The 15,458-nt window shown below is 33.7% G+C and carries 16 protein-coding genes; 8 read left to right on the forward strand and 8 right to left on the reverse strand.

From position 1 onward, the window contains the following. Positions 1-14: 14 nt before the first annotated feature. The gene (locus VF726_RS18740) at positions 15-1,406 is read right to left on the reverse strand and encodes an amino acid permease (RefSeq protein ID WP_440171024.1); all 1,392 of its coding nucleotides are present in this window, start codon (positions 1,404-1,406) and stop codon (positions 15-17) included. 579 nt (positions 1,407-1,985) lie between these two features. Next, positions 1,986-3,185: a multidrug effflux MFS transporter gene (locus VF726_RS18745; protein WP_440171027.1), complete on the reverse strand. Its 1,200-nt coding sequence runs from the start codon at positions 3,183-3,185 to the stop codon at positions 1,986-1,988. Between the two features lie 365 nt (positions 3,186-3,550). Here VF726_RS18745 and VF726_RS18750 point away from each other — a divergent pair, with 365 nt between their 5' ends. Beyond that, the gene (locus VF726_RS18750; protein WP_440171030.1) at positions 3,551-4,102 is read left to right on the forward strand and encodes a DUF5823 family protein; all 552 of its coding nucleotides are present in this window, start codon (positions 3,551-3,553) and stop codon (positions 4,100-4,102) included. 105 nt (positions 4,103-4,207) lie between these two features. Next, entirely contained in the window at positions 4,208-4,636 is a 429-nt protein-coding gene (locus tag VF726_RS18755) for a cytidine deaminase (protein ID WP_440171032.1), read from the forward strand. A gap of 111 nt (positions 4,637-4,747) precedes the next feature. Here the strand turns inward: VF726_RS18755 and bshB2 are convergent, their stop codons facing one another. Continuing rightward, positions 4,748-5,410: a bacillithiol biosynthesis deacetylase BshB2 gene (gene bshB2 / locus VF726_RS18760; protein ID WP_440171034.1), complete on the reverse strand. Its 663-nt coding sequence runs from the start codon at positions 5,408-5,410 to the stop codon at positions 4,748-4,750. Between the two features lie 15 nt (positions 5,411-5,425). Continuing rightward, the gene (locus tag VF726_RS18765) at positions 5,426-5,776 is read right to left on the reverse strand and encodes a YojF family protein (RefSeq protein ID WP_000407039.1); all 351 of its coding nucleotides are present in this window, start codon (positions 5,774-5,776) and stop codon (positions 5,426-5,428) included. 262 nt (positions 5,777-6,038) lie between these two features. On the opposite strand from VF726_RS18765, the gene VF726_RS18770 reads away from it, so the two are divergent. Next, entirely contained in the window at positions 6,039-7,364 is a 1,326-nt protein-coding gene (locus VF726_RS18770; RefSeq protein WP_440171037.1) for an ArsB/NhaD family transporter, read from the forward strand. 151 nt (positions 7,365-7,515) lie between these two features. On the opposite strand, the gene VF726_RS18775 is transcribed toward VF726_RS18770, so the two are convergent. Next, positions 7,516-7,743, reverse strand: coding sequence for a hypothetical protein (locus VF726_RS18775; RefSeq protein ID WP_002033458.1), 228 nt, complete (start codon positions 7,741-7,743; stop codon positions 7,516-7,518). A 228-nt stretch (positions 7,744-7,971) separates the two neighbouring features. Between VF726_RS18775 and VF726_RS18780 the strand changes: the two genes are divergently transcribed. From VF726_RS18780 to VF726_RS18790, 3 genes are all read left to right on the forward strand, one after another. Continuing rightward, on the forward strand, positions 7,972-8,859 hold the full coding sequence (locus VF726_RS18780) for an ABC transporter ATP-binding protein (RefSeq protein WP_440171040.1): 888 nt from the start codon (positions 7,972-7,974) through the stop codon (positions 8,857-8,859). Positions 8,860-8,984: 125 nt separating this feature from the next. After that, complete coding sequence (locus VF726_RS18785) at positions 8,985-9,953, forward strand: ABC transporter permease (RefSeq protein ID WP_440171043.1); 969 nt, start codon at positions 8,985-8,987, stop codon at positions 9,951-9,953. A gap of 1 nt (position 9,954) precedes the next feature. Further along, entirely contained in the window at positions 9,955-11,253 is a 1,299-nt protein-coding gene (locus VF726_RS18790) for an ABC transporter permease subunit (protein WP_440171046.1), read from the forward strand. Between the two features lie 72 nt (positions 11,254-11,325). Here VF726_RS18790 and VF726_RS18795 read toward each other — a convergent pair whose 3' ends face one another. Then, positions 11,326-11,877, reverse strand: a complete 552-nt coding sequence (locus VF726_RS18795; protein ID WP_440171048.1) for a GNAT family N-acetyltransferase — start codon at positions 11,875-11,877, stop codon at positions 11,326-11,328. 261 nt (positions 11,878-12,138) lie between these two features. On the opposite strand from VF726_RS18795, the gene VF726_RS18800 reads away from it, so the two are divergent. Continuing rightward, positions 12,139-12,903 (forward strand): DUF817 domain-containing protein, encoded by a 765-nt coding sequence (locus VF726_RS18800; protein ID WP_440171051.1) that lies wholly within the window; start codon positions 12,139-12,141, stop codon positions 12,901-12,903. Between the two features lie 108 nt (positions 12,904-13,011). On the opposite strand, the gene VF726_RS18805 is transcribed toward VF726_RS18800, so the two are convergent. Next, positions 13,012-14,046 (reverse strand): DUF4003 domain-containing protein, encoded by a 1,035-nt coding sequence (locus VF726_RS18805; protein ID WP_440171053.1) that lies wholly within the window; start codon positions 14,044-14,046, stop codon positions 13,012-13,014. Between the two features lie 209 nt (positions 14,047-14,255). Beyond that, entirely contained in the window at positions 14,256-14,732 is a 477-nt protein-coding gene (locus tag VF726_RS18810; protein ID WP_003267195.1) for a DinB family protein, read from the reverse strand. A 171-nt stretch (positions 14,733-14,903) separates the two neighbouring features. Here VF726_RS18810 and VF726_RS18815 point away from each other — a divergent pair, with 171 nt between their 5' ends. Continuing rightward, positions 14,904-15,392, forward strand: coding sequence for a DinB family protein (locus VF726_RS18815; RefSeq protein WP_440171055.1), 489 nt, complete (start codon positions 14,904-14,906; stop codon positions 15,390-15,392). Positions 15,393-15,458 lie beyond the last annotated feature (66 nt).

Raw genomic sequence — 15,458 nt, forward strand, 5'->3', positions numbered from 1 at the left:
ACTTTTTACTATCTTTATTTACTTGAAATCTCTTGATCATTTTGAATATCTAACGGAGGTCGTTTTCCTATTCCGAAAGCGTAGAAACTAATTGTTACGATAGCTAAGAAAACAATACCTACAACTAGTGAAATGCGCGTATCGTCGTTAAACCACATTCCGATTAATACCATAATTAAAAAGGCAATTGTTAAATAGTTTGTAACAGGAGCAAACGGCATTTTGAACGGATGATCTTTCATCTCTGCTCCCTTTTCTTTTCTAAAGTTAATTTGACTAATTAAAATGACGAACCATGGTACCATACCAGGAAGTACGCTCGCACTATATACATATACGAATAAGTTTTTCGGTGCAATATAGCTTAATACAACACCAACCGCTAAACCGATAATTACGCCAACTGTACCGAATAAAGGTACACCATTTCCAGAAAGTTTCGTGAAATATTTCGGCGCTTGTCCATTTACACCTAACGTATACAGCATACGACCAGCACTATAAATACCACTATTACAACCAGACATCGCTGCTGTAATAACAACGAAGTTAATCAGTCCAGCTGCTGCCGTAATACCAACCTTCGCAAAAGTTGCTACGAACGGACTACCAATTGTACTTAATTGATCCCATGGATACACAGTTACAATGACGAAAATAGCACCTATATAGAATATTAAAATACGCCAAATTGTACTTTGAATCGCTCTTGTAAGTGTCTTCTTCGGATTTTTCGCTTCACCAGCAGTAATCCCGATTAATTCCACACCTTGGTATGCGCCAACTACAAGTGATAATGCAAAGAAGAATCCTGAAAAACCACCTGTAAAGAAACCGCCATTTGACCAAAGATTAGATATGCCAATTGCTTCTCCACCGTTACCAATTCCAAAGAAAATAAGTCCAAATCCTGCAATAATCATTAATAGAATTGTAACGATCTTAATCATCGCAAACCAAAATTCAAATTCACCAAATGACTTAACAGAAATTAAGTTAGCTGCGCCAAGAATAACCATTGCGATTACGCCTGGTATCCACGCTGGTAATTCCGGGAACCAATATTTCATATATGCTCCAACCGCAATAATTTCTGACATCCCAACGATAACCCACTGGAACCAGTTACTCCACGCTGTCATATAACCAGCTAGCGGATGAATATACTTATGACCGAACGTCGCAAATGAACCTGTACTCGGCTCCATATACAACATTTCACCCATCGCACGCATAATGAAGAAGATAAAAATACCTGCAATTGCATACGCAAGCATTACTGACGGACCTGTCCATTTAATCGTGCTGGCTGACCCCATAAACAAGCCAACACCAATCGTTCCGCCTAAAGCGATCATTTGAATATGACGTGCTTCTAAACCTCTTTTCAATTCTTTGTTTGCCACTTCACTTCCCCCTCTTAGATGATTCATAGCCGCATTTTAAAACAAGATACTTTCCCCTAATTCCTTTCGGCCCTGAAAATGATGAAGCAAACGTCATTTCAGACTAACTTTAAAGCTATCCTAAAATCGTTTTTTGCCTCTTACAAAATTCTCAAAACCTTTCATCTTCCAATATTCTATAAATCTTAAAATTACTTACCTTATATTAATTCATTTATCTGAAAAATTCAATTATTTTTTCGATAAATCATTATACGTAAGTCTGATTAATTTTTAACTAAATTAACAATAAAATACATCTATTCAATATGATTCCAGAATGAATATTATTACAATATAAATAACCGAGGAAAGTATTTCTTCCTCGGCTTCACATCTCATGTACTTCAATCTTTATAGTTAATAACGTAATTTCCCACACGTCCAATTCATATACCAACCAGAAATTTAATATATTGATAAACTACTATTTTCTTTAGTCCAGTCCAATTTTGAAGCAGGAATCTTATTTCCTCAAAACAGCAGGATAAAATATAAAAGAGCCTCATTAAAAAATGAGACCCTTTTACCATTTCATATTTAAATTGTTTTTGAAGTTTGTTTACCTAAAATAAACACTCTAGTAAATACCATCATGATAAATACTAAAGCGAGAAAATAAAGCGGCATCACCAGTAACGAGCCCGTATGCAGCTGACTCATTCCCCAAATTGTCATCGTTACAATTGCATAATAGCCTAAGCTAAACAATGCTCCCGCTGTACCAATAACATCTTGAAAACCCACTAACGCTAAACTTAAACAGTTAGGCAACGCTATACCAATTCCTAATAGCAATATAAACATCGCTACTAAAAATCCAATCATATATATTACATTCGGATTTGATCCAACAAACGTAATTACAGATAAAAGGATAGCTCCCCCTGTCATTACGAGACAACCGATATATATAATTTTCTCTGGTTTATACGTAGCAAGCAATCGTTTTGAAACTTTCGCTCCAATAATAGAAGCAGAAGCAACAACGATTCCTAGAAGTCCATACATACTAGGCGATAACTGAAAGTATTCAATAAAGATAAACGGCGCTTCTGCATAATAGCTAAATAAAACACCATTCGCTCCTCCAATTAATAACCCATATGTTACTACTTTCGGATTTGTAATTAACCTCTTCAAGACTGAAAACACATTTATTTTATTCGTTACTGAGTCCGTCTTTGTTTCCGGAAGAGAAACAAACGTATACAGAAAAATCCCGATACTCATAACTACTAAACTTAAAAATACGATTTTAAATCCAAACATTTGATCAAGAAAGCCACCAATTAACGGTCCTATCGCTGGTGTAAAAGCAATGACTGCCGAGATTTGAGCAAACATAACATGCCTCTTATGCCCCTCTACACTTTCACGAAGAATCGTTTGTGTAACAACAGAGCCAGCACTTGCTCCAAACGCTTGAATAAAACGACTTAGCAATAAAACTTCAATGGAATTTGCAATAAAGCATAAGAAACTCCCTACACCATATACGACAATTCCAAGTAACATTGCTGGGCGACGGCCAATTATATCCGATAACCATCCAATAAAAAATACACCTAAAGCAAATCCAGCAAAATACACACTAAGCGTTAACTGTACCTCATTATTACTTACATGTAACGCCTTTGAAATGTCAGGTAAAGACGGTGTGTAAATCGTTTCACTAATTTGCGGAAATGCCACAAGAATAATCATTAACAAAATTGATGGTACTGAGACTTTTTTCATTTTTCATACCCTCCTATAACTTTGAAAATCTCAGAAATAAAAAGACTTTCCTAAGCTACGGAACAGGAGGGGCCATTATAGAAATGCGATCATAAAACAACAAAGAAAACACCTCAATTACGTATGTTAATACTTATAGGAGGGTAATATTAACATTGATTTTAAAATATACTTTTTCAATTATATTACATATTGCGATTCTTTTTCTAGTGTTTGGCCTTAGAGTATTAGTTAAAAAGATAACTTGATGCTACCACCTTTTTATGGAATAATTAGAAATAGTTTGAATTAATAGTTCTAATTATTAAACGATAGACTAGCATATTTCTAATTTCGCAAAGCTTACAAACAGGAGGATTTTTGTAATGATTGAAATTTTAAGGACAGTAATAAATTTCCTAATTGCTCTATTCTCAGGAGAATTACCAATTGTATATTATGTGTGGATTATTACCCTATTCCTAATTCAAATAAGCCAATCTACTCTGAATTATAAACTCTTTAACAAGAAAGATAATTTCAGCACTTATACATCGGAAGGATTACTTGCTTTTATTATTTTATTATTTGGAGGTATGTTAGTATCTAAGTTACTTGCTTACATAATAGACGATCCTACTATTAGTATGACAAATGTAACACATTATTTTATTTCTCTTATTATATTAACTATATTTGTCGTCATAAGCTGTCTTAAAGATTTTATAGAAACATCTATCAAAAATAAAAATGTGTCTCTTTTTAGCTTTTTAGTAGTTTCCTTAATAACAAGTATACTTTCATTCAAGTTTTTATCACCTTTAATCGAAGGTTCTTTTTCTCTTTCTAAATCTTTTATAACCACTTTAATCATTATTGTAACTATATCAATTCCTCTATTAATTGCCTTAGAGGAAAAGTATGCAGATGAAAAGTAATTCTTACATTCATAGTTTGAAATTGAGTGTCTATTCTTTTTTAATGGTGTTACCAAAAAATAACAGTCATTGAACCGAAAATTAAGTAGAAATGAGGAACTACAATTGAGCATTAAACAACAATTATATGATGCAGTGAAAAGTTTAATTGACCAAAGATACCCACATGGTTGGGGCGGAGCTGCAGCAATCCGTGTAGAAGATGGATCCATTTATACAAGTGTGGCCCCTGACGTAATAAACGCTTCAACAGAACTTTGTATGGAAACAGGTGCTATTTTAGAAGCACATAAATTTCATAAGAAAGTTACACATTCGATTTGTCTTGCAAGAGAAAATGAGCATTCTGAATTAAAAGTATTATCTCCTTGTGGTGTGTGCCAAGAACGTTTATTTTATTGGGGACCAGAAGTACTATGCGCTATTACAAATTCTAAACAAGATATTGTTTTCAAGCCTTTAAAAGAGTTGCAGCCATACCATTGGAGCGAAGTATATCATGATGAATTCGTAAAAGAATGGAGTACGAGATAAAGTGAATGCTACTCGCAAATAGCGGAGAATAAAAAGTATTCACTAAAAAAGCACCGTCACAAATGACGGTGCTTTTTCTATGTAAGAGCTACTAGAAGGTTCTCTTCTAGCCTACTCCCATTTATAAGTCCAAAATTGTTCAAGTTGCAACCATTTTAATGTTGCTGCATCTTTATTCTTTATTTTTGCATGCGTTTCTTCAAGCATCGCTTCTGTTTGCGAACGATGTGCACCTAGTGCAGCTAATTTATGTTCAAATACTTCACTAATATTATTTACAACATCCGGCTCACCTAGTACAGCTTCGCGATTTTTCGTAATCGCAACTGCATGAATGACTGGACGTTCTTCTTTTGATATACGTGATACAGCGCGAACGACAGCGCGGCCAAATGCATCATGATCTGGATGTACGCCGTGCTCTGGATAAAATGTAATAATTCGAGATGGATTTACTTCTTGAATGATTGCTTCAATTTTATCTGCAACGAAATCAACATCTTCAAATTCTAACGTTTTATCATGGAAACCAAGCATTCTTAAATCTTGAATCCCCATCGCTTCACATGCATCTTTTAATTCTTTTTCACGGATATTTGGAATCGTTTCACGGTTAGCGAATACGTTTTTCCCCATGTTACGTCCCATTTGTCCTAAAGTACCACACGCATACGTTACAGGTACTCCTTGATCTGTTAATAAGCGAATTGTTCCTCCCGCAGCAAATGCTTCATCATCTGGATGCGGAAATACAACAAGTACATGTCTCTCCATAAGTTTCCCTCCTTCTTACTTAAATGGTGTTAAGCTTAACTCAAGTGCAACTGCTAAGCGACCTTGATTATCATGCCCTGCAAGTAATAAACGCTCTTTATCGTCTACTTCCCAGTGCGTAATACCTTCTGCATATACCCAGCCATGATCCATCTTTAGACCAACTCGGTATGGATTCGTTCCAGTAATCTTCCCGCGCTCAAAGCGGATAATTGCATTTCGAATGAATGCTCCAACTGTCATCATCTTTTCGTTAAAGTGTGACGCATACGCTCCGTTCGTTGTTTCTAAATGAATATATACATCTTTATTTACAAAACGTTCAATTTCATTTTGAATAAGAGAACTATCTTTTACTATTTCCATCGGAATTCACCTCTTTAAACCATTTTACGCAAAAATAATGTAAATTGCTATCTCTATATTAGAGGACAGCGCCTACTTTTCCTAATAATTTGCACTGTGTTTCTTTATTTTTTTATATCATATGTAAAATCATCATCTTTTCCTTCACTTTGTTAAATAGTTTTCTTTCTTTTTTGAATTTGCTACAATATATTTTATCCCGTATTTATAAAGCGAGATACATTTTGACAATTGAATACATACTTTAAAGAAGGTGACATGATTGGAACAGTCAGCACATGAAGTAGCAAATTGGCAATATTATTTTGCAATTGCCGTATTTTTAGTCACGTACGGATTTATTATTTCTGAGAAATTGAATCGTGCTGTAATCGCACTATTCGGCGCTGCTATTATGATTATTTTTGGAGTTGTAGATTTACATACTGCTTTCACATCACATATTCAATGGGAAACGATTACCCTTTTAATTGGGATGATGATTCTCGTACATATTACGAGTCAATCAGGCGTATTTGAATTTGTCGCCATTAAAGCGGCAAAAGCAGCTGGCGGAAAACCGATTCGCATTTTATTATTGCTATCCCTATTAACCGCTGTCGGATCAGCATTTTTGGACAACGTAACAACTGTCTTATTAATCGTACCTGTTACACTGTCCATTACACGTATTTTAAAAGTAAACCCTGTTCCTTATTTGATTTCAGAAGTGCTATTTTCAAATATAGGCGGAACAGCAACATTAATCGGTGATCCACCGAACATTATGATCGGATCGGCAAATAAGCATTTAGATTTTAATGCCTTTTTACTGAACTTAGCTCCAATCGTAATTATTATTTCTATCGTAACACTTGGCATTATTTACTTTATGTATCGCAATAAACTAAAAACAACACCTGAACAAATTAAAATATTAATGGCATTGAATGAAAAAGATTATATTAAAGATCAGAGCCTCCTTTTAAAATCCATTTCAATTTTAGGACTAACTATTTTAGGCTTTGTACTTCATTCGATTATTCATGTAGACGCTGCCGTTATCGCGATGACAGGCGCTACACTTCTTATGCTAATAGGTGTGAAAGAACATGATATTGAAGATGTATTTGCCCACGTTGAATGGGTAACTATTTTCTTCTTCGCTGGACTATTCGTTCTCGTTGGCGGGTTAATTGATATCGGACTTATTTCTTCACTCGCAAAAGAAGTACTTGACGTAACAAATGGCGACATCGGTTTCGCTGCGTTACTTATCCTATGGGTATCCGGCATCGCATCTGCGACAATTGACAACATCCCATTTGTCGCGACAATGATACCACTTATTCAAGATTTAGCTACAGGACTCGGACTATCTGTCGATTCTCCGCAAATCGAAGTACTATGGTGGGCGTTATCTCTTGGAGCTTGCTTAGGAGGAAACGGTACGTTAATCGGAGCATCCGCAAACGTAGTCGTTGCAGGTATTGCAAAACGTGAAGGACATGCTTTCTCGTATATGGACTTCTTAAAAATTGGTTTACCGTTAACAATTATTGCGCTATTGCTATCACATGCTTACATATATTTACGTTATTTAATGTAAAAGCTATAGTACGTGAAATTATATTGACGATTTTTAAAATATATCGATCGTTTCTTCGAATATATCAACGATTCGACAAAGAATATCGACTTACCGACAAATAACGACAATAAAAAAGGTATGCAGCTCTAAATTGCATACCTTTTTTCGTTCACCAAAATATACCGATAATTGCTAACCCACCTAATATCATACCGCCAATTTGTCCGATGATTGTTGGTGATAATTGAACACCCTTTCGCACTTCAACAACCGGTCTTTCGTGCCTTAATTGCTGCACTTCGCTTTGAAGTTGATGTACACTTCCGTGTAATTCTTTAATTAGTTCCTTTAATTCAGCGACTTCTTCATTTACTGGTTTACTTTTTTCTAAATTCATTTTTCATAACTCCTTTTCTCTAATCGACACATTGTAAAAATTCTCCAACAAGTGTTCTTTTTCCTTTCTTCACACTCTCATTTCTAAATTATTCATATAATAGGTTTAAGAATTAAATTTAGAAAAACTTAAATTTGTAACTATACCTCTTTATAAGTCTGAATTTCCAGTTATAATTAATGATATAATTACATTTTATACCAATTCATTAAAGAGGAGGAATTCTAGTTGACTATTCTATCTATCAATAATTTATCCAAAAGTTACAAACATAAAAAAATATTAGATGGAATTAACCTCACAATTAATTCCCCAGGAATTTGGGCTTTAGTAGGTCCTAACGGTGTTGGTAAAACTACTTTTTTAAATGTAGTTACCAACCTTTTGCCCGCTACATCCGGAAATATTGAATTGATAGGAAAATCTAACAAAGATGTTTCAGTGTTTAAAGACGTTTCTTTTTTACAGGACAATTCTGTACTATATGACTATTTAAATGGCTACGACCATCTTACATTCATTTGTGATGTGCAAAAACTTTCAAAAGAACGCATGAATGAAGTTGTAAAATATGTAGGAATGGAAAGTTATGCGAAGAGGAAAGTTAAAGATTACTCCTTAGGTATGAAACAGCACCTTCTCTTAGCAATGGCAATCTTAAACAAACCAAAGCTTATGTTCCTTGATGAACCTCTGAATGGTTTGGATCCAACTAGTGCGATACTGATGAGAAATATTTTATTACGCTTAGTAGAAAAAGGTACAACAATCATTCTTTCTTCTCATAATTTATCAGAAATCGACCGTGTTACAAAGAAGGTTCTTTTTTTAAAAGACGGCAAATTAATAGAAGAGGATATGATAAAGTACAAAAAAATTTATTATCACTTCTTATTTTCAAATTTAAAACATGCACAACACATTTTATTACAAGAAAACGTACAAGCAGTATTAACTAAGAAAAGTCTTCGAATCCAATTAGAACACCACACTATCCAAGACCTTATTAATCTATTTTATTCTCATAACATTAATATTATTGATATTCAAAAAGAAGTTATCGGTTCTGAAAAAAGATATGAAGAAGTATTTCATGTATGTGGTGATACGACATGAAAATATTTCTATTTGAACTTAAAAAAATGCTCTACTCTAATATTCTCTTTACTTTAATCATTGCTACTATACTAATCATTTGCGGGTTATTTCTTCATAATGCGCTTAAACAAGAAGTAGTCCAAATGAAAAAAATTGAATTATTTTCTAAATACGAAACAGAAGTTTCTAATCAAGTTACAGGGGATCAAGAAACATTAAAAAAAGGACCTAACGCAAAAATTGAATCTCGATTAGAGATCGGACTTCCGCTATTAAAACATTTAAATCAACTTATACAAGAAGTAAAAGATAACAAGTGGAAAAATGAGTTACAGACTGAAATGAAAGTGTATGACTTAGCTATGCACTTTGAACAAGTAGAAGGGGGCTTCTCAGCTAGCGAAATAGATATGAAAAAAGCAATCCAACTGAATGAAAACTTATTACAACAAAGTTTGCCAAAAGAAGACCTTGACCTTTCCATTCAACCATCTCTATTTATGAAAAAAATAATTTCACTACTACTCAATGCCCCAGGATTTCTTATTTTACTACTCTTACTAGGTACAGTCATTACGAAAGAATTTGAAGACCATACAATTAAGCTAGCCTATACTTTACCTATTTCTCGTAGTCACTATGTCTTAATAAAATTTTTCAGTTTACTTGTTGTTAGTCTTCTATGGATTTTACTAGTATTTTCACTGTCTTATATACTACCGATAATATTCGGAAAATCTACCGGTAATATTTTTAATTACCCGCTTTTCACAAAAACAGAAACTATTATTAGTTCAGGTACATACTTAAAAACAGCCCTCACTTACAGTCTATGTTATTCCACTGTAGCTATTTCCTTATTAGTGCTCATTGGATTTTGGATAAGAAATACTCTTGTTACATATTTAATTCTCACCTTTATTTTGAGCAGTGGTTTCATTTTATCAAAAATCGGCTTTAATCCGTTTCTATCTCCCCTTTCCTATCAACAAATAGATCACGTCATTTTAGATAATAATGGATATTATCCATTAGGTGCAGTGGTGTTAATTGGAAGTACATTTTTGCTCTTACTATGTGCCATATGCATGAATCGAAAGCGGGATGTGTAATATGAAACAACTCTTCCAATTTGAATTCAAAAAATATTTCAAGAAAAAAACAACATGGATTGCAATACTAACTTCTATTCTTTTCATTAGTAGCTTATATTTCTTAAATTATTCTGTCGCGAAAGATATCCAGCGCGGGAATTTGTCATTTGCACAAAATAGTGTTAACATTTCGCAGCAGATTTTAAAAGAATTAGAATTACAAAAGATTGAAGCTGAAAAGAATGGCGATGTTGAAAAAATTACAGAAAATAAATTAGCTATTCAAGAAGCGCAGCAATCTCTTTCAAAAAAGAACAAATGGATTGCGAACTATTCTCAAGGTAATTGGCAAGAAATATATGAAGAAAATATAAGTGAATTACAATTTATATTCAAGAACTCAAAAGGCACTAACACATTCCATTACTCAATTGAGAAACAAAATATTTCCTTATTTACACCACGAGCAACGTTGGAAGAATTAGTATTACTGAAAAAAATTAAAGCTGAACCATTCATTCAAAATACGATTTATACCCCCTTCCTATTTACAATTTATGATCAATTTACAGGTAGTGCCTTAGAACAATGGGAAAAGAGTACTATGCGTTATGGCACAACTGGTTCTTTATTTTTATATCAAATAATCCAGTACTACTATATACCAGTACTCATTTTATTGGGATGCTTTATTTTTGGAAACAATATCTCTTCTGAAATGAATAATAAGAAGCGTGGTTTGCACTTTTACTATACTTTGCCTATTAAGCGAAAATCATTATTTATAACAAAGTATTTTAGTGGATTCCTTTCTACACTTGTTTTTGTTTTACTAATGCTACTTATTCCTTTGTTATGTAGCTATTTTACGAAAAAAGTCGGGAGCTTCAATTACCCAGTCCTTATATATGAAGGATCAGAGCCTAACCCATTTGGCAGTGAGTATAATAGTTTAAATCCCATTAAAGATCAATTTCACTTTATCACTTTGAAAAATTACTTTGGACAAGTATTATTACTAACTGTTTTACTAACATTTTTTCTATATTCTTTTTACTACATTTCATCACTTGTACTAAAAAGCCTAAGTATTACAACGTCTATTGTAGGTATTATAACTTTTATCGGAATGAAAAGTTTCTCTTCTCCTTACAACCCATTTACTTACGTGAATATTCACAGTGTTCTCACTTGCGAAACAGCGACTTTAGTTTTTAATCCTTCTATTAATCTTTCAAATGGGATTATGTTAACATTTGTCTTAGGCTGTACTCTTTTATTCGCAGGATACAAACTATTTATAAGAAAATATAATTAGAACTAAAAATAAAAAAGGAAAACTAATACCTACCTAGTTTTCCTTTTTAGTCCATTATTCATATCATCACTTTTATTTTTGCAACTCCATCCATTCCCCCCGCAATATCCCCATAATGATACGATCAAAACACTTCCCATCCCTTTGAACTGCTTCCCTCATACAGCCTTCCATCTGAAAACCTATCTTTTTATACAACCCAATAGCTGCTTTATTATAAGAAATAACATCCAGACTAACGCGGTTCAAATTCAATTCATAGAAAGCATATTTTAAGATAAGATGGATCGCTTCTCTTCCATATCCCTTCCCTCTATCATTTGCATCTCCTATACCAATGGCTAATAAACCCGTTCTGTTATTCCACTCTATGCCATGAATTGCAACAAAACCAATTAAGCGATCATCTTGAACTGTCCTTACCATGAAAGAAACACTATTCGATCTTCGCCCCTTTAATAGACCATCACTTGCTATTTCCTGTAAAGATTGCGGGTATGCTACATCTGTATCGACATTTCTTAAATACTCACTATCTTCTTGCCACATAGCCATTACTTCAGCGTCTGCTTCTCTCATAGCTGATAATTTAATCGTTTTATTTCGAAAAAGATTCATTGTCATTTCAAACTCCCCCCTTTATTAAATAACGGGGATAATTATTTCAGCCTATTTATCCCCTTGTTCCATAAACTGTTTTTTAAACGGGATACTTACAATAAGCGCTGACATTGGCACATCTCCTCTACATTAAGTTAACTTCATTTTACATTTTTTCACTTTTTCAAACAAACCAATTATTGTGTTCTATTATTTAGAACTATAGTATACTTAATTATTCTTCAGATTATTCGATTAAAACAAGAAATTATAGAAGGTGAAAACATGTTTTATATAAAACAACTACTCTATTTTACTTATGAACAAGCATTATCCTGTTTGTTCCCTGTCGTTATTTTTTTAACACTTGCTCTTTCAAAAATCATATCGATTCCAGGGTTGTATCGATATGATTTCATACTCATCGTATGTCTTCTTATGCAGTGGATTATGTATAAGACTGGACTTGAGACGAAAGACGAATTAAAAGTAATTACTGTTTTTCACCTTATCGGGCTTTTACTAGAAATATATAAAGTACATTTCGGTTCATGGAGTTATCCGGAAGAGGCATATTCAAAAGTTTTTGGAGTTCCGCTTTACAGTGGCTTTATGTATGCAAGTGTTGCCAGTTACATATGCCAAGCGTGGAGAAGATTACATTTACAAATGTACCATTGGCCGAGGGCTATTTTCACCATACCTCTAGGAGCAATGATTTACTTTAATTTTTTCACACATCATTTTCTATATGACTTTAGATGGGGATTAACTGTACTATTATTCATCGTTTTCTTTCGCACATTTGTGGAATTTTCATTACGAAGTGTTACATATAAAATGCCACTCGTTCTCTCCTTTTTCCTTATCGGGTTCTTTATTTGGATTGCAGAGAACATTGCAACTTTTTTCGGAGCATGGCAATATCCAAATCAACGTGAAGCGTGGAATCTCGTTCACTTAAGCAAAATTAGCTCATGGTTTTTACTCGTTGTTATTAGCATTATGATTGTTACACAACTCAAACATTTGAAGGAGTCGAAAAAATAATACTGATTATGTAATAATAGTTAGCCCATCACACATTAGAAAGTGATGGGCTTTTTTACCGTCCTTATCAAAGGAGTTATAAATTACAGGAGCATAAGCAGTTACACATTATGAACTACTACTAGCTGAAGAGGTTGCTGCAGATGAAGCGGCAATCGTTGCCATCATAGCTGCCTGTTGTGCTTGTATGAGGACTTCTATCATAGTTTGTAAACCTGTGTTGGTCGCTTTACTTTCCTCACCTTTCTGACTTACGAACAGTTGAATAGCAATAAGAACATTCGCATCTGTATGCCAACGGAATAATTTCTCCCCCTGCAATTTTTCAATCAATGCTTTAATAGCATGAATCTCTTTTTCTCCATCTTCAAGTAACGCTAGTAGCCCGATGGCTGGATAATGCATCTGTTTCACTTTTACCTTTTCTTGTTTTAACGAACTCCAAATTTTTGTACATGTTGCAACTAATATTTCTTCACGGACATCCTTCTTTAATGAAAGTATATGACTTAAAAACTGAAGATCATTCCCTTTACGCAAACCAGCTTTCGCTAGTTTCTGATAAAGACGTTCTACTCGCATAAGTGTTTCTATATTCTCTGATTGTCCTGCTAGTAAAACCGCGAGTGGATAATCATTTGTACCTGTAAGAAAAAGATGATCCTCTTTCATACGTTTATATACTTGCATCGAACGCTGAATGTGCGTGCCATGCTGTTCATTTTCTTCTGTTAAAAGCACAGCTGCTGCGAGATAAGTAAATATACTTCGGCTAAAACCACCAGCAACCAATTGTTCATATAAATCTAAAAACTCCCGAAAAGCTTTCTTATAATCTGTAAAGTGAATATGTAAAGTTGCGGCCACCACAAAGCGATGATAAGACTTCAAGTATGAAAACATCCCCACCTGATTCTTAATATAACTACTAATCTCTAAAAAACGTCCAAGATCAAACAATTTATCACTACTTGTATACATAGCAGCAATCATCATTCCTGTTCGAGAATCACTCGTTTTCCATTTTAGTTCTCCCTTTAACTGTGAATATGTATGTATATATTGCTCTAGCTTTTGTTCTAATGTAATCATAGTATTCACCCCTATTTCTAGTTCCTCTCTATTATTATACGCATATTCCATATTTAGGAATACTATAATTAATAATCCATCATAAAAATAATATTTTTTTATCCTTATATATTGTTTTTTCGCCCTTCTTCATCAGCATCACGATGATAATCCCTAATCCTTCAAGAAGTTATACAAAAAAGGTAGATAATAATTTATCTACCTTTTTTGTATATATTATTTAACATTACACCTGTATTGCTCGTTATATGCAATTAAGACTAAAGAGCTTTAATAATACGTTCCATCGCCTTCATCTGACCAATATGATCTGCTTCATGATAAAGCATCATACCGTAAAGCTCACCAACTGTTTCTAGTCCTAGGAACGGCTCTGGCAGTTTATTTTCAAATGCTTCTGCTGGAATTTCTTTAATACGTTTTGCTTGTTCTTTTAATTGAACCGTTAACACTTCTAACGATGGTCCTGCTGTTGTCCATTTAGATGGTCTTGATCCATATCCAAACATACCTGGATATTCCGTTGGTAATTGTTTGAATTCTTTTCCAAACATGAAAACTTCTGCTGCCGTTAACACATGACCGATATGCCAGCGAATTGTATTGTTAAAACCCTCTGGCTGCGTATCTGCAGTTTTATCATCTAGCGTCTCCATAAATGTAAGTAATGCACCGCGCGTTATTTCAAATTGTTTTAAGCCAACTAGTCTATTCATTTTATCGTTCCCCTTCTTCATGTACAATTTATTATGAACTAAGAATGTTCAACTTATTAAAGTTTCACCTTGTTTAATCTATCAGAAACAAATAAGAAATACATCTAATATGCTTATTAAAAATAATAAAAAGGTTCACTCCTCGTAAATATAGAATTACTTACTATGTAAATAAAAGAGGAGTGTACTTGCATGTTACATATTTTAAAACAACAATATAATCTTATTAGCTCTACAAGAGAAACTCTATTTTCGTTTTTGGAAGAAATCCCACTAAAAAAATTACATAGCACTATTCCGAATTTCGGGAGCGGTAGCATTATAAAGACACATATTCATGTAGCCGATTGCTACAGATACTGGCTTGGATCATTCGCATTCAAGCAAAAACGGGCAGATTTTTCATTTGCTAGCGATTATGAAATTGAGCATGCAGATGTCACGAAAGTCCGTGCTAGATTTAAGTTAGTAGATGAAACTGTACAACGTTTTTTAGATGAATACAATGACCGTTGGCTCGAAAATATTGCAAATGAAGTGAAATGGCAAAAAGAACCTTGGAGCACAACACCTCTATGGCTTTTAACTCATACAGAAACACATGAGTTTCATCATAAAGGACAAATTGCATCCATGGCTCGTCACCTTGGATACAATCCTCCTGATACAGATCTTATTTAATTCGATCATTAAAAAACTTGTTGATACATTTTGTCGTGTATAAAACTTTTATCATTTGTTTTAGGT

Source organism: Bacillus sp. Brlt_9 (assembly GCF_051948935.1).
Classification (GTDB): Bacteria; Bacillota; Bacilli; order Bacillales; family Bacillaceae_G; genus Bacillus_A.

Excerpts from the sequence above, each read along its gene's own strand:
- VF726_RS18765 (WP_000407039.1), bottom strand. The coding sequence starts at position 5,776 with ATGGAAATAGTAAAAGATAGTTCTCTTATTCAAAATGAAATTGAACGT.
- VF726_RS18790 (WP_440171046.1), top strand. The coding sequence starts at position 9,955 with ATGAAACAACTCTTCCAATTTGAATTCAAAAAATATTTCAAGAAAAAA.
- VF726_RS18805 (WP_440171053.1), bottom strand. The coding sequence starts at position 14,046 with ATGGAATATGCGTATAATAATAGAGAGGAACTAGAAATAGGGGTGAAT.
- VF726_RS18785 (WP_440171043.1), top strand. The coding sequence starts at position 8,985 with ATGAAAAAAATTGAATTATTTTCTAAATACGAAACAGAAGTTTCTAAT.
- VF726_RS18800 (WP_440171051.1), top strand. The coding sequence starts at position 12,139 with ATGTTTTATATAAAACAACTACTCTATTTTACTTATGAACAAGCATTA.
- VF726_RS18815 (WP_440171055.1), top strand. The coding sequence starts at position 14,904 with ATGTTACATATTTTAAAACAACAATATAATCTTATTAGCTCTACAAGA.
- VF726_RS18795 (WP_440171048.1), bottom strand. The coding sequence starts at position 11,877 with ATGACAATGAATCTTTTTCGAAATAAAACGATTAAATTATCAGCTATG.
- bshB2 (WP_440171034.1), bottom strand. The coding sequence starts at position 5,410 with ATGGAGAGACATGTACTTGTTGTATTTCCGCATCCAGATGATGAAGCA.
- VF726_RS18745 (WP_440171027.1), bottom strand. The coding sequence starts at position 3,185 with ATGAAAAAAGTCTCAGTACCATCAATTTTGTTAATGATTATTCTTGTG.
- VF726_RS18750 (WP_440171030.1), top strand. The coding sequence starts at position 3,551 with ATGATTGAAATTTTAAGGACAGTAATAAATTTCCTAATTGCTCTATTC.
- VF726_RS18810 (WP_003267195.1), bottom strand. The coding sequence starts at position 14,732 with ATGAAGAAGGGGAACGATAAAATGAATAGACTAGTTGGCTTAAAACAA.
- VF726_RS18775 (WP_002033458.1), bottom strand. The coding sequence starts at position 7,743 with ATGAATTTAGAAAAAAGTAAACCAGTAAATGAAGAAGTCGCTGAATTA.